Below are 21,761 nucleotides of genomic sequence, written 5' to 3' on the forward strand. Positions count from 1 at the left end.
GGTAACCGGCGGGCGGTCCCACGTTGGGCGGGATCACCGCAGGTCATGCCCAGTCGTGGTGTCGACGTGGTCGGGCACGGGGTCATGGTGGTCGCCGACGGTGAGGGTGCCGGTGGGTTCGAACATCAGGATCGCGGCACCGTCCGCGGACGAGGGTTTGTGGTCGGTGCCGCGCGGTACGACGAACACCGACCCCTGCGGCAGCACCACGGTGCGTTCCTGCTCGCCCGGTAGGCGCAGGGCGATGGTCAACTGCCCGGACAGTACGAGGAAGAACTCGTCGGTGTTGTCGTGGCGGTGCCACACGTGCTCGCCAGCGACCTTGGCGATGCGTACGTCATAGTCGTTGACCTGCGTCACGATGCGCGGGCTCCACAGCGCCTCGAAGGTGGCCAGGGCGGCGGACAGCTCGACCGGTTCACTGATCATGGCTGCCATCGTCGCCCATGCCGTCAGCGAGGCGCGAGTGCTAGAAATCGCGTATGCCGCAACAATCCTCGCAGCCTGGCGACGCGCATCGGGTGGTGATGCTCGTCGACGACGGGTCGAACCCGTTCGAGCTGGGCGTGGCCACCGAACTGTTCGGCCTGCGCCGCCCGGAGATCGACCTCCACTGGTACGACTTCACGCTGTGCGCCGCCGTCCCGGACACCGTGCTGCACGCCGGGAGGTCTGGACCTTGACCGAGCTGTACCCACCGATCGAGCCGTACGAGACCGGCATGCTCGACGTCGGCGACGGCAACGTCGTGTACTGGGAGGTGTGCGGTAACCCGGCCGGTAAGCCAGCGCTTGTCGTCCACGGCGGGCCCGGCTCGGGGTGTGGGACCAGCTGGCGTCGGTACTTCGATCCGGCCCGGTACCGGGTGGTCCTGTTCGACCAGCGTGGTTGCGGTCGCAGCACACCACACGCGAGCGATCCGGCGACCGATATGCGGCACAACACCACCTGGCACCTGATCGCCGACATGGAACGGCTGCGCGAACGCCTCGGCATCGACCGCTGGCTGCTGCATGGCGGATCCTGGGGTTCCACGCTCATCCTGGCCTACGCGCAGCAGCACCCCCAGCGGGTCTCCGAGATCGTCATCGCCGCCGTCACCATGACCAGGCGCGCCGACATCGACTGGCTCTACCGAGGCGTCGGGCGGTTTTTCCCCGAGCAGTGGGAACGATTCCTCGAAGGAGCCCCGGGCACATCCCGCGACGGGGATGTCGTCGCCGCGTACGCCCGCCTGATGGAACACCCGGACCCCGCCGTGCGGGACAGGGCCACGATCGACTGGTGCGCCTGGGAAGACGCGGTCCTGTCCGGAGAGACCGGCGGTGCGTCACATCCGTACGGCGATCGCCCTCCCGCGGCGCGGCTGGCCTTCGTGCGCATCTGCGCGCACTACTTCGCCCATGGCGCGTGGCTGGAAGAGGGCGCACTGCTGCGCGATGCTGGCCGGTTGGCCAGCATCGCCGGTGTCCTCATCCACGGCCGACTCGACCTGGGCGGACCGCTGCAAACAGCGTGGGACCTGCACCGTGCCTGGCCCGGCTCGACGTTGACAGTGATCGAGAGTGCAGGGCATCTCGGCACCGCCGAGACCCGCGAGCACGTTCTTCATGCCCTCGACCGATTCGCCGTCAACGACTCCCTGGGCGTACGAAGCCGCCCGTGATGGCCTCAGGTCGGCGCTGTCATTCCGTGAACCGGACCGGCATGGGAGCAGTCGCCCGACGCGAAGCCCCGATCGACCTCTCAGGATGGCACCCCGTAGCGGGCGGCGATCGCGGCCGCCCGGTTGCGGAGGGAGGTGCGCAACCACTGCGGGGCCACGGCTTCCACGTGCGTCGCGAGCTGCCAGAGCGCCCATTCGGCGTGTCTCGGGTCTTGGAAGGTCACCTCCATCCGCAGCCAGCCGTCTGCGTCGGTCTCCTCGGCGCGCACGGCCAGTGCGGTGCCCACCAAGTCCTCCCGTCGCACGGGGTTCACCCGTGCCAGCACGATGACTTGGTCGCCGCCGTTGCGAAACTGCGTGCTGCGTTGCTGCCAGGCCCCGTCCAGATCGACCCGGTCCGGTCGCTGTGCGGGTTCGGCGAGTGCCTCGGCGGCCACGATTCGGGACAGCCGGTAGGTGCGGTCCGCGCCGGATCTCGTGGCCAGCAGGTAGCCCTGGTCGCGTACCGTGACGAGGCCGATCGGGTCCACCGTGCGCCACGTCGGGGTTTGGTCCACGGCCGCGTAATGGATGCGCAGTTTGTGTCCGGCGAACACCGCACGTCGGACCTCGGCCACTACGGCGTCGGGCACTTCGTCGGGGACCTGCCGGCGCGACAGCAGGTCGGTCTGCGGGTCGATGAGCAATCGCTGGACCGCGTCGGCCGCAGTGGCCCGATAGCCTTCGGGCAGCGCGTCGACCACCTTGCGCATGGCCGAGGCCAGCGCCGAGCCGAGGCCGAATGCCTGAGCGCCGCGCCGCGATCCGGCGACGAGCAGGGCGAGCGCTTCGTCGTGATTCAGTCCGGTGAGCTCGGTCCGGAACCCGGGCAACAGTGCGAATCCTCCGTGCCGACCGCGGTCGGCACGGACGGGGACGCCTGCGGCGGACAGCGCCTCGATGTCGCGCAGCACCGTGCGGGTGGACACCTCCAGCTCGCGGGCCAGCGTGGCCGCGGACAGCCGACCGCGTTGGCGCAGCAGCAGCACCAGCGAGACCAATCGGTCGGCACGCATATGAGAAGTCTACCGATACACGACACAGGGTGTCGTGATTGCTTGGCAGGCTCATCAACGCGACGTCAACGACGGTGGCTACCGAGCCCGTGGGCGTACGTCCTTTGAGTCGAATGGAGCTGATGTGGCAGTGCAGCGAACGGCAGTCAACCCCGTGACCTGGTCTTTGGACATGGGATTCAACCAGGGTGAGGTCGTGTCCGGGCACAGCCGGACCCTGTACTGCTCCGGACAGACCGCGATGAGCGGCGACGGCAAACCTCTGCATGACGGGGACCTGGCCGCGCAGTTGGCGCTGAGCCTCGACAACCTGGAGGCCGTGCTCGGCGAGGCCGGCATGTCCCTCGCGAACCTAGTCCGGCTCAACGTCTACACCACCGACGTCGACCTGCTGTTTCCGCACTACGGCGTCCTGGCGTCGCGGTTGGGTGCCGCCGGGGTGGCACCGACCACCACGATGCTCGGGGTGACGCGGCTGGCGATCCCCGGACAGATGGTCGAGCTTGAGGCAACCGCCGTCGCGTGAGGTGACGTCGTCGCCCCTGATGCTCGTGCCGGTTCAGCCGGCACGAGCGTCAGGCATGGATGGTTCCGGTGCTCAGTCCCGCTGGAAGTCCTGCGACGCTTATTTAATGTATTGCCAGTAACAGTAATCCCGTAAATCACCACCACAAAAGGGGCGAACCAGGCGTGCACCATAATGACAGTTCTTGTGCGTAAGGCATCAGGTTGATGTAGCCCTTCGATGAGCGGGTGTTCTGTCCCGGTGGGGCCGCGGCCCACTGAAGCCGTTCAGTGGCTGCGACGGCGTTTCGACCGATGCAGTTGGCCTGCGAGCATCGTGCGATGGAGCGCCTGGATAGCCGGACCGTCTACACCAACGCCTGGATGACCGTCCGGGAGGACCGCATTCGCCGGCCGGACGGCTCCACCGGCATCTACGGGGTGGTGGAAAAGCCGGACTCCGCGCTGGTCCTGCCCCGCTGGGCTGAGGGCTTTTGGCTGGTCGAACAGTTCCGCTACCCGGTTGGCCGGCGAGCTTGGGAGTTCCCTCAGGGCAGTTGGGGACACGGGATCAGGGGCGACGCCGCCGCACTGGCTCGCCAGGAGTTGGCCGAGGAGACCGGATTGCGTGCGGAGACGGTCACCCATCTGGGGCACCTGTACGAGGCGTACGGCTTTTCCACCCAGGGCTGCGACGTCTACCTGGCCACCGGGTTGACCGAGGGAGAACCGGACCGCGAGGCGACCGAGCAGGACATGGTGCACCTGTCGTTCACCGACGCGCAGATCCGGGCGATGGTGTTGGCTGGTGAGATCGTCGATGCGCCGTCGCTGGCTGCGCTGACCCTCTACACGATGTCCCGTTGACCCCGCCGCTCGACTGACGGCAGACCGGCGTTGCGGCTGCGAGGCCGACGGACCGGTTCGGGGTGGGGAGGTGTTCGTGGTGGTGCGTCAAGGAACAAGCCGTCAGCGGCCATGGGCGGAGCGGGCTTGGGCTACCTCGGCGGCCTCGCGTTCGCGCCATCGGCGTTGAGCCTCCCGGTTGCATGTCCGGCAGACTCGCCGGTACCGATCGGTCGCCGGGTCGAGTTCACGGTCGTGGCCGTTGCGGCACTGTGCCGGCTGGTTGCGGGTGCGGCTGGCTTCGGTCCGGCTGAGCTGGCGCAGGTGCGTCGGCTCGATACAGTCGGCGGCGCCGCAGGTCTGGTCGACGTCGAGAGCGGGGTCGTACCCGCCGACGAGGACGACGTACGCGGCGATGTGCGCCCACGCACGACCGGCGACCTTCTGGTGCACCCCGCGTCGCCGCCCGTAGCCTTCGATGAGCAGGCAGCCGTCCTCGGTGCGGTGTGAGCGCTGCAGCAGGTAGGTGCGCAGCGACTCCTCGGTGTGGTAGCGGGACAGACCCTTCACGGCCGAGAGCACGCCACCCACCGTACCCACGTTGGGCCGGCTCTCGGTCACCGGCCGTGCTCTCTCGCCCCCGACGTGATAGGAATATCGACGTCGGTAGGTCGGTGGTGTCCGTTTGTCGGGTGGGGGTCGTTGGTGGCGTTGTCGGTCGAAGACAGGCTCGCGGTGCATGAGCTGCTCTCGTTGCACGGTCATCTGATGGACAGCGGCGAGTTCGACCGGATGGGCGAGCTGTTCTGTGCCGACATCGTGTACGACGTCTCCGCGTTCGGGTTCGGTGAACTGCACGGGTACGAGGCGATCACCGAAGCCGGCCTGGCGTTGGGCGATGCGAACCCGGTCGGGCATCACGTCACGAACATCTGCGTGAGCGAGGATCCGGACGGCACGGTGCGGGTGCGGTCGAAGGGAATCGGGGTCTCCGCCGACGGCAGCGTGGGCAGCGTCGTCTACGAGGACGTCGTGCGTCGGGAAGCGGCTGGATGGCGCATCGCGTATCGCAGGGTGATTCCCCGCCGCACGCCGCTGCGCCCCTGACAGGTGAGGGGGAGCACGGTGGCCGGGGGCGGTCGGCGTGCCGATGGGAGGACGGGCGGGGACGTCGTACGGGGGCAACTGCTTGACGATGTCGCTGACCTGGTTCCGACGTTCCCCGCGCCGCGGTGCGTACGGGTGGCCGTTGACGGGGTCGACGGGGTGGGGAAGTCGACGTTCGCCGGTGAGTTGGCCGCGTTGCTGGGCGGGCGGGGACGTGACGTCGTGCCCGTGCCGGCGGACGACTTTCATCACCGTCGGGCTGTGCGGCATCGCCGGGGCCGGGATTCGCCGGAGGGCTTCTGGCTCGACAGTTACGACTACGAAGCCCTCGTCCACAACGTGCTGGAGCCGTTCGGGCCCGGTGGTTCGCGCCGGTACCGTCCTGCTGCCCACGATCTGCGTTCCGACGAGGTCCTGGATCTTGCGTGGCGGACCGCGCCGCCTGGCACGGTCCTCATCGTCGACGGGTTGTTCCTGCACCGTGACGAGCTGGTGGAGTTCTGGGACTTCTCCGTATTTCTCGACGCGCCGTTCGCGGTCACCGTGGCCCGGATGGCCCGACGAGACGGCTCGCATCCGGACCCCGACCATCCCAGCGTCGGCCGCTACGTCGGCGGCCAGCGGCTGTACTTCACCGCCTGCGCGCCGCACGATCGCGCGGACGTCGTCATCGACAACCAGGATGTGACCCGACCGGTCCTCATCAAGGTCGACGTTGGCAGACGAGGACCGAGCTGAGCGAGATCGAGGCGACCCGCACGTCGTCACGTCAGTTTTTCACTCTCGGAGATCAGGGTTGTGCGACTGGCGAGCCGGTTGAGCGGTGTGCGCCGTGCGACCGCCGGACCAAGGGGGTGCTGCCTGGGCAGGTGAGCTTCGACGATCGCGCCTACCTGCGTATCCGCGGGGTGGGCAGGAGGTGAGCGTTACGCCGGCGGTCGGGTGATTTTGACGGCCACGGCGTCGAGGACCCAGTCCAGGCCGGTCGCGAAGGACGCCTCGGGGTCCACCTCGGTGCCGTCGTGTACGGCCTTGGACAGCGTCGGGAAGCGGCCCGTGGCCAACATTGTCGTCATGTGCGGGCCGAAGGCGCGTTGCCAGTCGCGCTTGGACAGGCCCGTGGCGCGCTCGGCCCGCAGGTTCGCGGTTTCGCGCCTGATCGCACCGATGACGTAGGCGCTGACCGTGTCCACGGCGCGCAGGACCGTGTCGATGTCGGCGAGACCGTCGAGGGCGGCCAACTTGGCCTCGGTCACGGCCATGGCGTTGGGGCCCAGGGTCGGGCGGCCGCCGAGCAGATCGGCGAGCCAAACGTGGCGCAGCGCGGCCTGCCTGGTGCGCTGGGCGAGGATGCGCAGCGCCTCCCGCCAGTCACCGGGTCGCTCGGCGGGGAGGATCTCGGCGTGGACCTCGTCCACGATGAGGTCGAGCAACTCGTCCTTGGTGGAGATGTATCCGTACAGCCGCATCGGGCCGGCGTTCAGGCGGGCGGCGACCTTGCGCACCGACACCGCCTCCAGCCCGCCCTCGTCGGCCAGTGCGATGGCGGCGGCGATGATCTGTTCCCGGCTGAGCGGCACGGGGCGATTCGGCGGCTCCGGCCGGTCCCACACGGTCATGATCACTCCCTGTTGTTGCGGTGCATTGTACGGGCGGGATACGGTGTATCGCTATGAGACAGCGTATCGCGGTGGTCGGGGGTGGCCCTGGGGGTCTTACCTTCGCCCGTGTCCTGCACCGCCACGGCTACCCCGTCACCGTCCTCGAACGCGATCCCGCGCCCGACTCCCGCCCTCCGGGCGGCACGCTGGACCTGCACGAAGGGCTGGGCCAGCTGGCACTGGACAAGGCCGGGCTGCGGGCAGAGTTCCAGGCGCTGTCTCGTCCCGAGGGGCAGGCCATGCGCATCCTGGACGCCGCGGGGACCGTTCTGCGCGACTGGCAACCCGATCCGGAGGAGCTGGCCAATCCGGAGATCGACCGCGGGCACCTCCGTGACCTGCTGCTCGGCTCCCTCGACGTGCGGTGGGGTCGAGAGGTGGCGCAGGTGGTGCCGGGGACCGCGGATGGCGTACTCGTTCGTTTCGCCGACGGGCGGCAGGAGGCGTTCGATCTCGTGGTGGGAGCGGACGGCGCCTGGTCCCGGGTACGCGCGGCAGTCTCGCCGGTGACGCCGCAGTACACCGGCGTCACCTCGGTCGAGACCTCCCTCGACGACGTCGACACCCGCCACCCCGACCTCGCCCGGTTGATCGGCGACGGTTCGGTGGCCGTGTACGGCGTGAACCGATCTCTTGTCGCCCAGCGCAACAGCGGCGGTCACGTCAAGGTGTACGCCAAGTTCCGCGCACCGCTGGACTGGCACGCCGGCCTGGATCTGGCCGACGTCGAGGCCACGCGATCGGGCCTGTTGGCGCTGTTCGACGGCTGGGCTTCTCCCGTTCTCGACCTGCTCGGCCACGGCACCGCCTTCGTCCACCGCCCTTTCTACGTCCTGCCCGAATCCCACACCTGGGTCCACGTGCGCGGGGTGACGCTCCTGGGCGACGCCGCCCACCTGATGCCGCCGTTGGGGGCCGGCGCGAACCTCGCGATGCTGGACGGTGCCGAACTCGCGGAGTCCATCGCGGCCGACCCCGAGAATCTGGACGAGGTCGTCCGTACCTTCGAGGAGCAGATGTGGGCACGGGCCGGCAGGTGGGCGACGATCACGACGGCCGGTCTGGAACGCCTCGTGAGCCCGGACCCCGCCGACGCCCTCGCCCTCTTCGACCACGTCCAGCCGTCCTGACCGCCAGACTCGGGCAGGTCGTCACCACCGGGAATGAACGGGGGTGGAAGCACGGATGGGTCAGCTGAGCGGCATGCCTGCTACCGGTTTGCCACCGAGGAAGTCCTCCAGGACCTCGCTGAACCGGGCCGGCTGCTCCTCGGCCACGTAATGGCCGCAGTCGTCGATGAGCACCCCGGTGACGTCGTCGGCAGCCAGCCGCATCGTCTCGGCGACCGCCGCGCCGCTGTACCGCGCGCCGCCGACGGCGAGCACCGGCAGCGTCAGCCGGGTCTTCGTGCGCTGCTCGTTCTGTGCGATCGTCTCGTCCAGCGCCCGGTAGTACGCGAAGCTCGCCCGCAGACCGCGAGGATCCGCGACGATCGCATCGACGTAGACGTCGACGGCGTACGCGGGGATCGCCTCGGGGGTGGCAGCCTTCCTGGCGAACTGGTAGCCGAAGAAGAGCCGCTCCCGTCCCCGGACCAGCTCCTCGTTGAGGTCGGTGAGCCGGTTGAAGCCGAAGTGCCAGAGCCGCTGGTTGACCGCGGCCGGGCTGAAGACCGACGGGGTCGGCGTGAGACCGGGGATGATGGCGTCGACGACGGCGAGCCGGCCCAGCCGCCCGGGGTGATCGGCGGCGAGGGCGTACGCGGTCCACATGCCAATGTCATGGCCGACGATGTCGAACCGGTCGTGCCCGAGCGCGGCCATCAGCGCGACCAGGTCAGCGGCCAGCGTGCCGGCGTCGTAACCGTCGTCGGGCTTGTCGGAGAGCCCGGCCCCGCGCGAGTCCACGGCGACGACGGTGTGCTCGCGGGCGAGCGCGGGCATCACGTCGCGCCAGGCGTACCAGGTCTGCGGCCACCCGCCGACCAGCAGCAGCGGCGGGCCCTCCCCGCCGGTGACGGCGTGCAACCGCAGCCCGTTCGCCTCCACGAGGCGGCTGGTGAAGACATCGGTGAACCCGTCGGGCAGCCGTAGCGAACTCAGGTGTGTCATGCCGCTGACCATACGCATGTTGGAACGATCAGTACAAGACTGTTGGAACGATCGTTACAAGATGTGTAGACTGACGAACCATGGCCGGCCGCAAGCAGTTCGACGTGGACGAGGCGCTCCGACGTGCGATGCACGTCTTCTGGCGCTGGGGCTATTCGGAGGCCTCGATCGACCGCCTGACCGAGGGCACGGGCCTGGGCCGGGGCTCGCTCTACGGCACCTTCGGCGACAAGAGCGCCCTCTTCCGCAAAAGTCTCCAACGGTACGCACAGACCTACCAACCGCTGTACGAGCGGGCACTGACCGGCCCCCACCCGAGCCCGAGCGCCGTGGTGGCCGCCTACCTGCAGGTCACCCTGAACCGCATCGCCGACCCGACGGTTCCCGACGGCTGCCTGCTCACGGTGTCGGCAACGCAGTTCCCGACCCTCGACGCAGAGGGCCAGGCGATGGTCCGCGCCATGATCGACGGGTTGCGGGCGATGCTGCAGCAGGCGTTGCAGGCGGCGGGGGCCGGTGAGCAGGAGGCGGCAGCGCTGGCGTTGTGCACGCTGGCAACGAACAAGTCCCTGGCGGTGCTGAGCCGCGCCGGCTTCTCGAGCGACGACCTGGCAACCGTCGCCGCAGCCGCCGCCCGTAACCCTTTCCCGAGCTGACCGACGAGGACGACCCCACACTCCTCGTCGCACCGACGTGGCCGTGGCGGCGGTGCGGGGAGGCCGGCCGAACGCGTGTGCGGGCGGCACGTTGCCGGCAACTGCGCGATCCTGGTTCGTGTGATCACACAACGGCTTCGAGTGGCCGCGTACGCGGTGTGTCTGCGGGACGAGAGCCTGCTGCTCGCCCGTTGGGTGTCGCCCGACGGGGCTCGGCGGCACTGGACGCTGCCCGGTGGAGGGGTCGAGCACACCGAGGATCCGTTCGACGCCGTCGTGCGCGAGGTGGCGGAGGAGACGGGGTACGCGGCGCAGGTCGAGCAGTTGCTCGGGGTGAACTCGCGGACCAGGAACGTGGAACGGGTCGACGACGACGTTGTCGAGCTGCACATGCTCGCGGTGTTCTATCGAGCCCGGATCGTGGGCGGTGAGCTTCGATCCGAGACCGGTGGCACGACCGACCTGGCGCAGTGGGTTCCGATGGCGCAGGTCGGGACCCTGGAGCGTTCCGTCGTCGTCGACATCGGTCTGGAACTGCACCGCAGCGCGCCACCCAGCGGGCACGTGGAGCCGATCCGCACGACCGGCCTGCTGCGACACTGACCGCCCGTCCAGGGCTCGTCGGCGAGGATCAGGTGTAGGGGCTGCGAGCTGGGACGTCCCGAAGCCACGCCGGACGCGTCCCCCAGGAGGCCGACGGGGTGCTGCCCCACTCGCAGGCCGGCCCCACGAGGGGATCGATCTCCAGAGGAGAGGTGTCCGGGTCCGCCGCGAACAGTGCGAGGTCCTCGGCGTAGCGGACGAGCAGCTGCGTCCAGGATGGGGCCAGCACGTCCCAGGAGGCGCACTCGATATCCACCCGAACCACCTGTCCGGGCGTGCCCCCCGGTGCCGGATCACCGTCGAGCAGCCACAGCACGTCGCCGTTCATGTGCCCCACGACCACCACGCCCGGCGTGCCGACGATCGGCCGCACCGGGCCGTTCAGGCAGAGCATTCCTCTGTCGACCAGGTAGGCCCAGACCTGAGGGTCGTCCCAGTCCGGCTCCGGACCGTAGTTGTCGCGCCACATCCGGGTCATCTCGATGATCTCGTCGGTGTCACAGAGGTTGTCCAGCGGTACGGGGGTGGGCGCGAGGGACGGCGGTGTCGCCCCGGGTTCGGTCCCGTTGTGGATGCGGAGACTGGCGTGGAAATCGGGCGGCAGTGTCCTGGCCAGGGCGGCTTCGACCGCATCGATCGCGGGTGCCGGAGCCGGCGCGTTGAGCAGCCGTAGAGACGACGGCAGGACGCGACCGAGGCCAGCCTCGATCCGGGCCCACGCCTCGGCGACGCGCCTGTCGACCTCGGCTGCGGTGTCGGTCATGACGCGGACCTTAGCCGTCACCACCTCGTCTTCGCGGCCCCGACCCCACGACCGGCGCCGGCCCGCACGTCGGTGTGCGGGCCGGCGGACGCCTCAGCCCTGGCGGCCGAGCCACTCCCGGTAGGTGGTGGGGGCGATGAGGGCGTCGTCGGCGGCGACGAGCACCGCACCGGGTACGGCGGCGAACATGCCGGCGCTGCCGTCGGTGGTGACGCTGCGCTGGTCACCGCGCGCGGCGAGGGTGATCCGTCCCAGCTCGTCGAGGGCGAAGACGTCGGGGCCGGCGACGTTGCGGACACCGCGCAGCGGTGCGCCCATGCTGACGTCCGCGACGGCCTGCGCCACGTCGGCCGCGGCCATGGGCTGCACGGGGGTGCTGGGCAGGCGGACCGTGGTGTCGTCGGCCGTCCACGACAGGATCGCCTCGACGAACTCGAAGAACTGGGTGACGCGGACGATCGAGTACGGGACGGGACCGGCCTTGAGGATGTCCTCCTGAAGGACCTTGGCGCGGTAGTAGGCCAGGTCGGGCACCTGGTCGACGCCGACGATGGAGAGCACCACGGCGTGGCCGACGCCCGCGCGATCGGCCGCGGCGAGGAGGTTGTTCATGGTCGTCTGGAAGAAGGCGGGGGAGGCGTCGTCGAAGGTCGGCGAGTTGGTCAGGTTGACGACGACGTCAGCGCCGGTGAGCCCGTCGGACAGACCCTGCCCGGTGAGCAGGTCCACCCCGGTGGACGGCGACAGTGGCACCGCGTCGTGACCGGCGGCCCGCAGGATCCGCACGACCTGCGAACCGATGAGCCCGGTCCCACCCAGTACGGCGATCTTCATGACAGTGCACCTTCCCGTGACGTTGTGGGGTCTTTGTCCGGCCGCACTGTGGGCAGCCAGAACTCGGACCTTTCCTGTCCGAGAACAATACTCGGACATTTGAAGTCCGAGTAACCGGGGTTGGCTAGGGTGAGGGCATGAAGATGTCCGGCGGGGTCGAGTGGGCGCTGCACTGCTGCGTGGTGCTCACCACCAGCAGCGCGCCCGTGCCGGCGGCCAAGCTGGCGGAGCTGCACGACGTCTCCGGCAGCTACCTCGCCAAGCAGCTCCAGGCCCTGGCCCGCGCCGGCCTGATCCACTCGGTGCAGGGCAAGTCGGGCGGCTACGTGCTGACCCGGGCACCGCAGAGCATCACCCTGCTCGACGTGGTCCGGGCCATCGACGGCCCCGGCCCGACCTTCGTCTGCACCGAGATCCGCCAGCGCGGCCCGTTCGCGACCCCGGCCGACGCCTGCACCACGCCGTGTCCGGTCGCCCGCGCGATGTGGGCAGCCGAGGACGCCTGGCGCCAGGCGCTCGCCGCAGTCACCATCGCCGACCTCGCCCGCGACGTCGACGCCACCTCCGGCCCCGAAGCACTGGCCGGCATCCAGACCTGGCTGAGCAGCGGAGCCGGCTGACCACCGCGGCCCACTGCCGGAGCGTGCGCCCCGGGGGCATCAGCCGGTGTGGCGTACCTCGGTGTCCCAGATCTGCGCCCACGGACGCCGCAGCCCCCGGCAGACGTGGATCGGGCCGCCGTTCTCGTCGTTATCCACCTCGACCCGCTGATCCACCCGCCCCGCGAGCGTGCACTCGTCGAACCAGGCGGTCAGCGGCTCGGGGCGCTCCCAGCCGACCGCGATGACCACGTCCGCGCTGGCCGGCGGCTGGCCGAAGTCGACCATGCTGTTGTGCCCGGAGTAGGCCCGGGGCAGCTCACGGACCGGACCGTAGCGGGCCAGCGCGCCAGCCTCGCCGTAGTTGCTGGTCAGGATCACCGCCCGGGGGCGCTCCTCGGGCGGCAGCCCACGGTGGACGGTGGCGACCGAGTCGGCGAACGCCGGCCAGCCGATCGTCTCGCCGGCGTCGTAGTTGACGTCGACCACGAAACCGGGCAACCGCTCGGCCGGCAGCACCGGCAGCAGCAGCACCATGTTGGGCAGCAGGAACGGCACCACGCCCAACGCGAGCAGCCCTCGGCGCAGCCGGACCGACCCGCGCGACGCCCACCCCACGGTCACCACGGCGCCGGCGGCCGTCAGCACCAGCAGCAGCGGCGCGTCGTAGTAGCCCTTGCCACCGGCGATCAGCACGATGCCGAACACCACCAACCAGGCCCAGCCCACCGCCCGGTAGGCCCGCCACGCCGGTCGCCGCAGCAGCGCGACGAGGCCGGCGATCCAGATGGGTACGGCGTACGGGCTGATGATGACGAACTGGAGGGTCAACGCGTCGCGGCGGCCACTGTAGGAGCTGTCACCGTCGGCGATGGACGCCGCCACGCCGAGCTGGGGAAAGCCGTGCGCCGCCTGCCAGATCAGATTGGGTGCGGCCAGCAGCACGGCGATCCCGGCGGCGGCGAGCACCCAGCGGTCCCGCAGCAGCCGACGTGGCCCGCCGATGAGCACGCCGACGATCAGGCCCACGGCCAGCAGCGCGGGCAGCACCTTGCTGAGCATGCCCACGCCGAGCGCCAGCCCGATGCCCAGCGCCCAGCGGCTGTCGCCGGTACGCAGCAACCGCACCGCACACCACGCCGCGGCCAGCCAGACCAGCAGGTCGACGGTGGTGGTGCTGAGCAGGTGCCCGCTGGCGAGCACGATGCCGGACAGCGCGGCCAGCACCGCCGCGCAGGTCTGCGCACCGCGACCGGCGCCCAACTCGCGGGCGATGGCGGCGACCAGCAGCACCGCGCCACCGGCCAGCAGCGCCGACGGGGTCCGCAGAATCACCAGGTTGTCCGGCGCGATCGTGTCCAGCAGCCGGGCCAGCGCGGGGACCAGCGGCCCCTGGTCGACGTAACCCCAGTCGAGGTGCCGGCCGGCGAGCAGGAAGTACAACTCGTCGCGGTGATAGCCGTAGCGCCCGGCGAGCAACAGCAGGACCACGCTCGTCGTCAGGGCCACCAGCCCCGGGAGGCGGGTGGGCGCACCGGGCTCCGGCGCTCCCGGCGGTGATGTCGGAACCGGCCGTTGAGGCCGGTCAATGTTGATCGCGGACTCGCTCACCCGCCCATGATGACCGGCGAGGTGGCCGCACGGGTGCCCGTGTCGGGGCCCGGCGGCCTCCATGTGCGGGTGGCCCTACCGAGTGCGAAGATCGGCTTTGTCACTCGGACCGAAAGGACGATATGCGCTATCGCACTCTGGGCAGCACCGGCACGGTGGTGTCGACCCTGTGTCTGGGCACGATGACGTTCGGGGCGGAGACCGACGAGGCCGGCAGCTTCGCTCAACTCGACAGGTTCGTCGAGGCCGGGGGCACTTTCCTCGACACCGCCGACGTCTACTCCGCGGGTGTCTCCGAGGACATCGTGGGACGCTGGCTGCGGACGCGGCCCGACGTGCGCGACCGGCTGGTGATCGCCACCAAGGGACGGTTCCCGATGGGTCCGGGCGCGAACGACGCCGGCCTGTCCCGGGTGCACCTCACCCGCGCCCTGGACGCCAGCCTACGGCGGCTCGGTGTCGAGGCCGTCGACCTGTACCAGGCGCACGCCTGGGATCCGCTGACCCCCCTGCCGGAGACGCTGCGGTTCTTCGACGACGCGGTGCGCGCGGGAAAGATCCGCTACGCGGGGGTCAGCAACTTCACCGGTTGGCAGTTGCAGAAGGCGGCCCTGCTCACCCAGCACCTCAACCTCACCCCGATCGTGTCCCTGCAACCGCAGTACAACCTGTTGGCCCGGGAGATCGAGTTCGAACTGGTGCCGGTCTGCGAGAACGAGGGCATCGGCATCCTGCCGTGGTCGCCGCTGGGCGGCGGCTGGCTGACCGGCAAGTACCAGCGCGACAACACGCCCACCGGTGCGACCCGCCTCGGTGAGAACCCGCAGCGCGGCGTCGAGGCGTACGCCGGTCGCAACGCCGAGGAGCGCACCTGGCGGGTGCTCGACGCGGTGCGCCGGGTCGCCGACGAACGGGGCGTGTCCATGTCGGCGGTGGCGTTGGCCTGGCTGGCGGCCCGACCGGCGGTCACCTCGGTGATCCTCGGCGCGCGTACCACCGAGCAGCTCGACGACAACCTCACCGCCGCGGACCTGGTCCTCGACGCCGAGCAGATGCGCTCGCTGGACGAGGCGAGCGCCCCGCTGGTGGGTGACTACCCGTACGGCGGGGCGGGTGTGCGACAGCGCGCCCGCGACCTGCCCACCGGGTCGTGACTGCCTTTCCCGAGCCGACCGACCCGGCCGGCAGCCGCACCGAGGTCTTCCTGCGCTACCTGGACTACTTTCGCGAGACCCTGGTGGCCAAGGTGTCCGCGTTGGCCGAGCCGGAGCTGCGGCGCAGCCGGCTGCCGTCCGGGTGGACCCCGCTGGAGTTGCTCACGCATCTGCGTCACGTCGAGCGGCGCTGGATCGAGTGGGGGTTCCAGGGCCGGGACGTCGCGCAGCCGTGGGGCGACCGCCGCGAGGACCGCTGGTACGTCGCCCCCGACGAGACGCGGGAGGACCTGGTGGCGGCGCTGCGAGCGCAGGGCGCGCACACCACGGCGGTGGTGACGGCGCACGACCTGGCGGAGATCGGCGCGCCGGGGCCGCGCTGGAACGACGCGGCCCCGGCGTCGCTGGAGCGGGTGCTGTTCCACCTGGTGCAGGAGTACGCCCGCCACCTTGGTCACCTCGACGTGGTCGCCGAACTCGCCGGGGGTCCGACCGGGGAGTGACGCCGCCGGCCCGATAATGGGCCGATGCCGTTGCTCGTCGCGCCCGCCCTGCCCGCCGGGAGCCTCGGCGCCCAGCAACAACCAGACCTTCCGGTACGCCCCGGGCTGGCGCTGCGGCCGTGGCGGCTCGACGACGCCCCGGCCGTTCGGGCCGCCTTCGACTGTGCGCGGATCCAGCGGTGGCACGTCCGCCGCCTGGACGGCGACGACGAGGCGCGGGCGTGGACGGCCCAGTGGGCGCAGCGCTGGCGCGACGAGACGTCGGCCAGTTGGGCGGTCGTCGACGCCGACGACCGGCCGGTGGGTCAGGTGGGGCTGCGGGACGTGCTGCTGGAGGAGGCGTCGGCGCAGGTGTCGTACTGGGTGGTGCCCGCCGCGCGTGGGCAGGGCAACGCCGCCGCGGCGCTGGGGGCACTCACCCGGTGGAGCTTCACCCGGGCCGGGTTGCACCGGCTGGCCCTGCATCACTCGACCGCCAACGCGGCGTCGTGCCGGGTGGCCACGCGCGTCGGTTTCCCGCCTGAGGGCCTGCTCCGGGGGTCGGTTCGACACGCCGACGGCTGGCACGACATGCACCTGCACGCACGGCTGCGCACCGACGGCCCGATCTGAGCAGTCGATCTACTCGCTGGACGCCGTCGGCGTCGCACCGTCCTTACGTCGCATCGCGATGGGACACAAACCTGGCGGCGAGTCGCACCGTGCCGTGGACGGGTGTCGTGCTGGTCGGCCGGGGTGCGAAATTGCCGTTGTGACAGAGAACAGGAAATTCTCTGGCACGTCGCTGATGTCGTTCCCGGCTGGCAATACGAGCCGCTGACGCTGCCGTCCAAGCCCGGGTACCCCGGTCACCTGGGGTGCGGCCAGATTCGCCACGGCGTCTCCGCACCGATTCACCGGCCAGCCCTCGGTGTTACCGCTTCTGTCATTGATCCGTCACCGTCAGTGACGGTTTTGTCGTGTTGGCGGATGGAAGGCTGCCGATGGCTGCCCGGCCCGCTGTGTGAGCCCTCCGGGGCCGAGCCGCCCGCCAAGGGGTAGACCTCCCCGCCGTTCGTCTTCAGCAGAAGGGTGTCACATCATGCGAGCTGGATTCGCTGATCGAACCAACGACGAGTTCCTGCAGGAGGTGCTGAACAAGGTCAACCAGCTGCGGGCCCGGCACGGATCGTCGCTGCTCACCCTCGACCCGGAACTCGTGGAGTATTCGAAGTCGAGGGCGTCCTTCATGGCCGAGAGCACCAAGCTCACCCACGAGGGCCTGCGACCGGACACCGGTGAGAACGCGTCGTGGGCGGGCGCCTCGACCGGTCCCACGGCGGGCTCGGGAACTGCCGCTGTTGAGAATTGGTACGCCGAGAACAGCAACTACAACTTCGCCACGGGCGAACCCCTCGACCCCACGAAGCCGATCGGGCACTTCACCGCACTGGTGTGGAAGAACACCACGAAGCTGGGCGTGGGGCGGGTCGCCGGCCAGGGCACGAAGTGGTGGGAGACCTTCATCGTGGCCAACTTCTCGCTGCCCGGAAACATGGAAGGCCAGTACGTGATGAACATCGGGCCCTCAAGCTGACACACCGACCCCTCGCGGCGGGGCGTACCGGCGATGACCGGTGCGCCCCGCTCTGCGCCAGTCGAGCGGCCGACGCCCATCATTCCCGGCGTCGCATCGCCCGTGGCAGTCGCAGCGCGACGATGCCGGTGGCCACCAGGCCGCCGACGCCCGCGATCACCAGGGTCACCGGAGCGGACGTGAGGTCCAGCAGCAGACCACCGGCGAGGTAGGACAGTGCGGCGGCGACCCCGATCGCGCCGTACAGGTTGCCGAAGACCCGGCCGAGCATGCCCGCGGGGACCGTCCGTTGCAGCAGCGTGCTGGAGGCGACGTCCATGGCCGCCAGTCCGAGCCCCCGGACCCCCTGGAGCGCGATCGCGGCGGCGACGGCCCAGGCGAGCCCGGTGAGCAGGTTCCCGAGACTGCTGACCCCGAAGCCCACGATCAGCAGCAGCGCCATCGACGCCCGGGTGCCCCACCGGGACAACAGGGCGTACCCGGCGACGAGTCCGATGCCGACCGCGCCCAGCAGCAGCCCGAACGCGGAGTTGCCCACCTCGAAGGTGTCCCGGGCCAACACCAGCAGTGCCACGTCGTCGACTCCGTTGAAGGCGACCACCGCGGCGAAGCCCAGGAAGATCACCCGTACTGTCGGAACGCTGAGCAGATAGCCGATTCCCGATCTGGCCTGGCGCAGGAGTGACGGCTGGCGGCCCTCGGGGGTCACCGCCGGGAGGGACGGGAGAGTCGCGAGCAGCACGGCCGAGACGAGGAACGTCACCGCGTCGACGAGCAGCAGCCCACGCACTCCGACCAGTGGGAACAGGGCTGCGGCGAGGAGCGGGCCGGCCGCCTCCGCCGCGTTCGAGCCGAACCCGACTGTGGAGTTGGCGGTCTCCAGGTCACGGTCGGCGACGAGTGCGGGCACCGCCGCCCGCGACGCCGGTTGGAAGATCTGCGAGGCGGTGGCGCGGATCGCGACGAGGGCCAGCAGCACCGGCAGCGGGGGCAGCGTCACCACGATCACCAGCAGGACCGCGGCCTGGACGAGTTCGCAGACCACCATCAGCCGCCGGAGGTTGAGCCGGTCGACGAGCGCCCCGCTGAAGGGACCCAACATCGAGGGCGCGAGATCTCCGACGAGCAGCAGGAGGGAGACTGCCAGCGCCTTCCCCGTCGTCTCGCTGACGTGCAGCATGAGCGCGACGAGGCTGAGCGAATCGCCGGCGTACGAGACGAGCCGGGCCGAGAAGAGATTGCGAAAGGGTCGACTGCGGCGAAGCAGTTGGGTGGGACGCAGCGAGTCGCCGCCGGGCGCTGCGCCTGACATCGCGAATCCCCCGATTCATGGATGTGCCCGTTCACCGACCAGCCTCTGGGTGAGGCTAGCCATACCGGTGTCGAAGAGCGTGCGATTAATGCCAGGTGCGCGACGGCGCGGCGGTCTCCGTCGCCGTCGGATCGGGACGGCTCAGCGGGCTTCGGCCCAGCCGACGAAACGCGGGGCGAGGTCGGGCGACACGACGCCCGGGTTGAGCGTGGTGAGGTCGGCTTCGGCTGCCTCCTGAAGCTCTGCCAGGTGTGCCAACAGGCCGGGCCGGTCCTCGCGGTACTCGCCGAGCAGGCGCAACTTCGCGGCCGAACACGGCCACCGGATGCCGCAGACCCGGCATCGCCACGACGGCCGCAACGGGGAGTGCTTGGGGCGTTGTGGCATCAGCGGACCCTCACGGGACCGGTACGCCGGATCGGTGCGGGCCGGCGGGTCTCGTTGCCGGGGCGCGGGGACGACACCTGGATCTGCACGCCCGCCCGCAGGACGAACAGCTCCCGCCGCGCGATCGCTTCGCCCTTCGGGTTCAGCTCGTAGGCGTCGAGCCAGAGCCATCCGTCGTAGGTGTGTCGGTCGGGCAACTCGCGGATGACCCGGACGACTATCGGTGTGTGGAACTGGACGCTGGCGGCGGTGCTCAGGAGGATCACGTCCCCCGCCCGCAGTGTGCCGGTCATCGCGGCTCCTGTGGTGTCGGCCGCGCTGGTCCGGTCTCGGCTGGCATCGATGCCCCCTGGTTGGTGGTGGGATCGGGGCCGCCCCGTCGGGGCGGCCCCGGCACGAACGCGTCCGCCGGGTTCGGGTCCCTGCCGGCCGCGCCGTCTACACCGCACTTTGCCGAGAGTCGCTGGACAATCACACAGCGTTGTGCAATCTTCTTCGGACGGTTGCTTTGTTCCAGGGGAGGCACGGCATGAACCACGCCTTTGTTGCGGCGCTCGCCGAGGCGGGTCACACCGCGGAGAGCCTCGCAGGTCGCATCGGTGTGCACCCGAAGACCGTCGCGAGATGGGCGAACCCGGGCCACATTCCGCAGAGTCGACACCGCTCCACCGTCGCGGAGTTGTTGGCAAAGGACACCGACGCGCTTTGGCCGGATGTCGTCCGTCGCCGCGAACCGGTGTGGTTCCGGCCGTGGGTCGACATCGAACGCGAGGCGGTGACGCTGCGATCGTTTCAATTGGCCTGGGTGCCCGGACTGTTACAGACCGAGGCGTACGCGCGGGCGACCCTGGCGGGTGGGGTGCTGAGACCGGACGCGGTCGGCGAGTTCGCCGAGGCGCGGATCAACCGGCAGGCGATCCTCACCCGCGACAATGGGCCGCTGCTGATCGCCGTGCTGGACGAGGCGGTACTCCGGCGACGCGTCGGCGACGACCGCGCCCTGATGGCGGCGCAACTCACCCGCCTGCTCGGGCACGCCGAGACCGACAGCGTGCAGCTCCACATCGTTCCGGCGGACGCGCCCAGCTATCCCGGCCTGGACGGTCCATTCACCATCGCCGACATGCCGGACGGGTCGCGGGTCGCGCACGTCGACGGCCCGGCGCAGGCGCAGATCCTCGACCAGCCATCGGAGCTTGTTAACCTGGAACGACGGTGGGAGCGTATTCGCGGAGAGGCACTGCCCCGAGGGCGTTCCTTGGACCTTCTGAGAGAAGCGGCAGCATCATGGACATGAGCGGTGCGCGGTGGCGTAAGAGCACGAAGAGCGGCGGCAACGGCGGTGACTGCGTCGAGGTCGCCGACAACCTCCCGGGGGTGGTCCTCGTGCGGGACACGAAGGATCGCGACGGCGGCACGTTGACCTTCAGCCCGCAGTCCTGGCGTGGCTTCGTCGCGATGACCCGCGACGCCGGCTGACCGACCACCCCGCTCAGAGGCTCCCGGCGCTGGTCGGGGGCCTTTCGCGTGTGCGCGCGGTCCGGCTCACCTGACGCCGGCAGGTTCGGCCGCTCGCGGTTGCGGGGTGGTCGGCCAGGTGAGTCGGCGTACGCCGGGGACGAGTGAGGTGCCCGCGCAGGAGACCAGGACCAGCAGGCCGGCGACGGCCAGCGGGACGGGTGCGCCGAACGCGTCGGCGGCCAGTGGCGCCAACGCGTACCCCAGCGGCATGGCGCCCAGCGACACCAGCCAGTCGTAGGAGGTGACGCGGGCCAGGACCTCCGGCGGGAAGTGGTGCTGCACGACGGTCTCCCAGACCGGGTTGAAGTAGCCGAGGGCGGTCAGCGCCACGGCGTACGTGGCAATCACCGCCGGGGCGGGCGCGGCGACGGCGAGCAGGAACAGCGGCGCGGCGTAGCTGGCCAACGCGAGGTTGGCCAGCAGCACCGGTCGGCGTAGGCGGACCCGCCCGGCCAGCAGCGAGCCGGTGAGCATGCCGATCGCGCCGGCCTGCAACAGCAGCACCCAGGTCGTCTCGCCGCCGAGGCGGTCGATGGCCACGGCCGGGCCGAGGGTCATCAGGACGGCGGCGGCGCCGTTCCACACGCCGTGCCCGAGCAGGCTGGTCCAGAACCAGTCCCGGGCGCGGACCTCCCCGAAGCCGTGGCGCAGGTCGGCGAAGACGGACCGGTGCGGCACCGGCACGTGGCGGATCCGCACCAGCGCGAGCAGTGCCGCGCTGAGCGCGAACGACGCGCCGTCGAGGATGAACGCCCAGCCGGGCCCGGCGGCCCAGACCAGCGCGCCGGCCAACGCCGGGCCGGCGAGGCGACTGGCGTTGGCGGTGATCCCCATCAGGGCGTTGGCCCGCTGCCGGCCGGCCGGTTCGACGGCGCCGGCGACAAGCGGAGACGCGGTCGGTATCGCGAACGCCGAGGCGGTGCCGCCGAGGGCGGACGCGATGACGACTGTGGTCAGTGACGGATCACCCCCGAGCAGTTCCACGCCGACCGCGAGCTGGGTGGCGCAGCGGACCAGGTCGGCCAGCAACGCGACCCGTCGGGCGTCGAACCGGTCGGCGACGACACCACCGAGGGGCAACAGCAGCAGCCGGGGGACCATCGCCGCGGCCAGGACGACGGCCAGCGCGCCGGTGGAGCCGGTGGCCCGCAGCACGGCCAGGGCCAGCGCAGCGGGCACCACCGCGTCGCCGACGGCGGAGACGGTCCGGCCCAGGAACAGCAACCGGAACGAGCGGGTGCGCAGGGGGTGAGTCATGCCGGCAACATACTTCGACATCGAACCTTTCGACA

At 70.4% G+C, this 21,761-nt stretch carries 28 protein-coding genes; 16 read left to right on the forward strand and 12 right to left on the reverse strand.

Features of this window, described 5'->3' with window-relative positions:
- Positions 1–33: 33 nt before the first annotated feature.
- Entirely contained in the window at positions 34–429 is a 396-nt protein-coding gene (locus tag AB0C25_RS25515; RefSeq protein ID WP_357376748.1) for a cupin domain-containing protein, read from the reverse strand.
- Between the two features lie 53 nt (positions 430–482).
- On the opposite strand from AB0C25_RS25515, the gene AB0C25_RS25520 reads away from it, so the two are divergent.
- On the forward strand, positions 483–683 hold the full coding sequence (locus AB0C25_RS25520; protein WP_357376749.1) for a hypothetical protein: 201 nt from the start codon (positions 483–485) through the stop codon (positions 681–683).
- Positions 680–1,666, forward strand: coding sequence for a prolyl aminopeptidase (pip, locus tag AB0C25_RS25525; RefSeq protein ID WP_357376750.1), 987 nt, complete (start codon positions 680–682; stop codon positions 1,664–1,666). Before AB0C25_RS25520 ends, pip begins: the two co-directional genes overlap by 4 nt.
- Before the next feature lie 80 nt (positions 1,667–1,746).
- Here the strand turns inward: pip and AB0C25_RS25530 are convergent, their stop codons facing one another.
- Positions 1,747–2,721 (reverse strand): WYL domain-containing protein, encoded by a 975-nt coding sequence (locus AB0C25_RS25530; protein WP_357376751.1) that lies wholly within the window; start codon positions 2,719–2,721, stop codon positions 1,747–1,749.
- Positions 2,722–2,851: 130 nt separating this feature from the next.
- Here AB0C25_RS25530 and AB0C25_RS25535 point away from each other — a divergent pair, with 130 nt between their 5' ends.
- Together AB0C25_RS25535 and AB0C25_RS25540 are read left to right on the forward strand one after the other, a co-directional pair.
- A complete protein-coding gene (locus AB0C25_RS25535; protein WP_357376842.1) occupies positions 2,852–3,247 on the forward strand; it encodes a RidA family protein in 396 nt (131 codons plus the stop codon).
- Between the two features lie 320 nt (positions 3,248–3,567).
- Complete coding sequence (locus AB0C25_RS25540; RefSeq protein WP_357376752.1) at positions 3,568–4,092, forward strand: NUDIX hydrolase; 525 nt, start codon at positions 3,568–3,570, stop codon at positions 4,090–4,092.
- A 102-nt stretch (positions 4,093–4,194) separates the two neighbouring features.
- Here AB0C25_RS25540 and AB0C25_RS25545 read toward each other — a convergent pair whose 3' ends face one another.
- On the reverse strand, positions 4,195–4,692 hold the full coding sequence (locus AB0C25_RS25545; RefSeq protein WP_357376753.1) for an HNH endonuclease: 498 nt from the start codon (positions 4,690–4,692) through the stop codon (positions 4,195–4,197).
- 84 nt (positions 4,693–4,776) lie between these two features.
- On the opposite strand from AB0C25_RS25545, the gene AB0C25_RS25550 reads away from it, so the two are divergent.
- Positions 4,777–5,178, forward strand: coding sequence for a nuclear transport factor 2 family protein (locus AB0C25_RS25550; protein ID WP_357376754.1), 402 nt, complete (start codon positions 4,777–4,779; stop codon positions 5,176–5,178).
- A gap of 135 nt (positions 5,179–5,313) precedes the next feature.
- Positions 5,314–5,916: a uridine kinase gene (locus AB0C25_RS25555; RefSeq protein WP_357376755.1), complete on the forward strand. Its 603-nt coding sequence runs from the start codon at positions 5,314–5,316 to the stop codon at positions 5,914–5,916.
- A gap of 188 nt (positions 5,917–6,104) precedes the next feature.
- Here the strand turns inward: AB0C25_RS25555 and AB0C25_RS25560 are convergent, their stop codons facing one another.
- Positions 6,105–6,797: a TetR/AcrR family transcriptional regulator C-terminal domain-containing protein gene (locus AB0C25_RS25560; RefSeq protein WP_357376756.1), complete on the reverse strand. Its 693-nt coding sequence runs from the start codon at positions 6,795–6,797 to the stop codon at positions 6,105–6,107.
- Between the two features lie 53 nt (positions 6,798–6,850).
- Between AB0C25_RS25560 and AB0C25_RS25565 the strand changes: the two genes are divergently transcribed.
- Positions 6,851–7,969 (forward strand): NAD(P)/FAD-dependent oxidoreductase, encoded by a 1,119-nt coding sequence (locus tag AB0C25_RS25565; protein WP_357376757.1) that lies wholly within the window; start codon positions 6,851–6,853, stop codon positions 7,967–7,969.
- Between the two features lie 60 nt (positions 7,970–8,029).
- Here AB0C25_RS25565 and AB0C25_RS25570 read toward each other — a convergent pair whose 3' ends face one another.
- Positions 8,030–8,950, reverse strand: a complete 921-nt coding sequence (locus tag AB0C25_RS25570) for an alpha/beta hydrolase (RefSeq protein ID WP_357376758.1) — start codon at positions 8,948–8,950, stop codon at positions 8,030–8,032.
- 80 nt (positions 8,951–9,030) lie between these two features.
- On the opposite strand from AB0C25_RS25570, the gene AB0C25_RS25575 reads away from it, so the two are divergent.
- Both AB0C25_RS25575 and AB0C25_RS25580 read left to right on the forward strand, forming a co-directional pair.
- Positions 9,031–9,606, forward strand: a complete 576-nt coding sequence (locus AB0C25_RS25575) for a TetR/AcrR family transcriptional regulator (RefSeq protein ID WP_357376759.1) — start codon at positions 9,031–9,033, stop codon at positions 9,604–9,606.
- A 120-nt stretch (positions 9,607–9,726) separates the two neighbouring features.
- Positions 9,727–10,209, forward strand: a complete 483-nt coding sequence (locus AB0C25_RS25580; RefSeq protein WP_357376760.1) for an NUDIX hydrolase — start codon at positions 9,727–9,729, stop codon at positions 10,207–10,209.
- Positions 10,210–10,237: 28 nt separating this feature from the next.
- Here AB0C25_RS25580 and AB0C25_RS25585 read toward each other — a convergent pair whose 3' ends face one another.
- Together AB0C25_RS25585 and AB0C25_RS25590 are read right to left on the reverse strand one after the other, a co-directional pair.
- On the reverse strand, positions 10,238–10,972 hold the full coding sequence (locus tag AB0C25_RS25585; RefSeq protein WP_357376761.1) for an SMI1/KNR4 family protein: 735 nt from the start codon (positions 10,970–10,972) through the stop codon (positions 10,238–10,240).
- Positions 10,973–11,065: 93 nt separating this feature from the next.
- Positions 11,066–11,806 (reverse strand): NAD(P)H-binding protein, encoded by a 741-nt coding sequence (locus AB0C25_RS25590; RefSeq protein ID WP_357376762.1) that lies wholly within the window; start codon positions 11,804–11,806, stop codon positions 11,066–11,068.
- A gap of 137 nt (positions 11,807–11,943) precedes the next feature.
- On the opposite strand from AB0C25_RS25590, the gene AB0C25_RS25595 reads away from it, so the two are divergent.
- The gene (locus tag AB0C25_RS25595; protein ID WP_357376763.1) at positions 11,944–12,426 is read left to right on the forward strand and encodes an Rrf2 family transcriptional regulator; all 483 of its coding nucleotides are present in this window, start codon (positions 11,944–11,946) and stop codon (positions 12,424–12,426) included.
- 39 nt (positions 12,427–12,465) lie between these two features.
- Here AB0C25_RS25595 and AB0C25_RS25600 read toward each other — a convergent pair whose 3' ends face one another.
- Positions 12,466–14,016, reverse strand: a complete 1,551-nt coding sequence (locus AB0C25_RS25600; RefSeq protein WP_357376764.1) for a glycosyltransferase family 39 protein — start codon at positions 14,014–14,016, stop codon at positions 12,466–12,468.
- A 122-nt stretch (positions 14,017–14,138) separates the two neighbouring features.
- Between AB0C25_RS25600 and AB0C25_RS25605 the strand changes: the two genes are divergently transcribed.
- From AB0C25_RS25605 to AB0C25_RS25620, 4 genes are all read left to right on the forward strand, one after another.
- The gene (locus AB0C25_RS25605) at positions 14,139–15,170 is read left to right on the forward strand and encodes an aldo/keto reductase (RefSeq protein ID WP_357249377.1); all 1,032 of its coding nucleotides are present in this window, start codon (positions 14,139–14,141) and stop codon (positions 15,168–15,170) included.
- Positions 15,167–15,673 (forward strand): DinB family protein, encoded by a 507-nt coding sequence (locus tag AB0C25_RS25610; RefSeq protein WP_357376765.1) that lies wholly within the window; start codon positions 15,167–15,169, stop codon positions 15,671–15,673. Before AB0C25_RS25605 ends, AB0C25_RS25610 begins: the two co-directional genes overlap by 4 nt.
- A gap of 24 nt (positions 15,674–15,697) precedes the next feature.
- The gene (locus tag AB0C25_RS25615) at positions 15,698–16,285 is read left to right on the forward strand and encodes a GNAT family N-acetyltransferase (RefSeq protein ID WP_357376766.1); all 588 of its coding nucleotides are present in this window, start codon (positions 15,698–15,700) and stop codon (positions 16,283–16,285) included.
- Between the two features lie 469 nt (positions 16,286–16,754).
- Positions 16,755–17,249 carry a CAP family protein gene (locus AB0C25_RS25620; protein WP_357376767.1) on the forward strand — a complete coding sequence of 165 codons (495 nt, stop codon included), beginning with the start codon at positions 16,755–16,757 and terminating at the stop codon, positions 17,247–17,249.
- Between the two features lie 79 nt (positions 17,250–17,328).
- Here the strand turns inward: AB0C25_RS25620 and AB0C25_RS25625 are convergent, their stop codons facing one another.
- The 3 genes from AB0C25_RS25625 to AB0C25_RS25635 all read right to left on the reverse strand — a co-directional run bounded on the left by AB0C25_RS25625 (position 17,329) and on the right by AB0C25_RS25635 (position 19,241).
- Positions 17,329–18,561, reverse strand: a complete 1,233-nt coding sequence (locus tag AB0C25_RS25625) for an MFS transporter (RefSeq protein WP_357376768.1) — start codon at positions 18,559–18,561, stop codon at positions 17,329–17,331.
- 141 nt (positions 18,562–18,702) lie between these two features.
- Complete coding sequence (locus AB0C25_RS25630; protein WP_357376769.1) at positions 18,703–18,948, reverse strand: flavin reductase; 246 nt, start codon at positions 18,946–18,948, stop codon at positions 18,703–18,705.
- Positions 18,948–19,241, reverse strand: coding sequence for a hypothetical protein (locus AB0C25_RS25635; RefSeq protein WP_357376770.1), 294 nt, complete (start codon positions 19,239–19,241; stop codon positions 18,948–18,950). Before AB0C25_RS25635 ends, AB0C25_RS25630 begins: the two co-directional genes overlap by 1 nt.
- Positions 19,242–19,477: 236 nt before the next feature.
- Here AB0C25_RS25635 and AB0C25_RS25640 point away from each other — a divergent pair, with 236 nt between their 5' ends.
- Positions 19,478–20,245, forward strand: coding sequence for a DUF5753 domain-containing protein (locus tag AB0C25_RS25640; RefSeq protein ID WP_357376771.1), 768 nt, complete (start codon positions 19,478–19,480; stop codon positions 20,243–20,245).
- On the forward strand, positions 20,236–20,427 hold the full coding sequence (locus AB0C25_RS25645) for a DUF397 domain-containing protein (RefSeq protein ID WP_355031686.1): 192 nt from the start codon (positions 20,236–20,238) through the stop codon (positions 20,425–20,427). The genes AB0C25_RS25640 and AB0C25_RS25645 overlap by 10 nt, the downstream gene beginning before the upstream one ends.
- 66 nt (positions 20,428–20,493) lie before the next feature.
- Here AB0C25_RS25645 and AB0C25_RS25650 read toward each other — a convergent pair whose 3' ends face one another.
- The gene (locus AB0C25_RS25650) at positions 20,494–21,726 is read right to left on the reverse strand and encodes an MFS transporter (protein ID WP_357376772.1); all 1,233 of its coding nucleotides are present in this window, start codon (positions 21,724–21,726) and stop codon (positions 20,494–20,496) included.
- Positions 21,727–21,761 lie beyond the last annotated feature (35 nt).

Origin of the sequence: Micromonospora sp. NPDC048839, from assembly GCF_040649915.1 — a bacterium.
In the GTDB taxonomy this organism is placed as follows: Bacteria; Actinomycetota; Actinomycetes; order Mycobacteriales; family Micromonosporaceae; genus Micromonospora.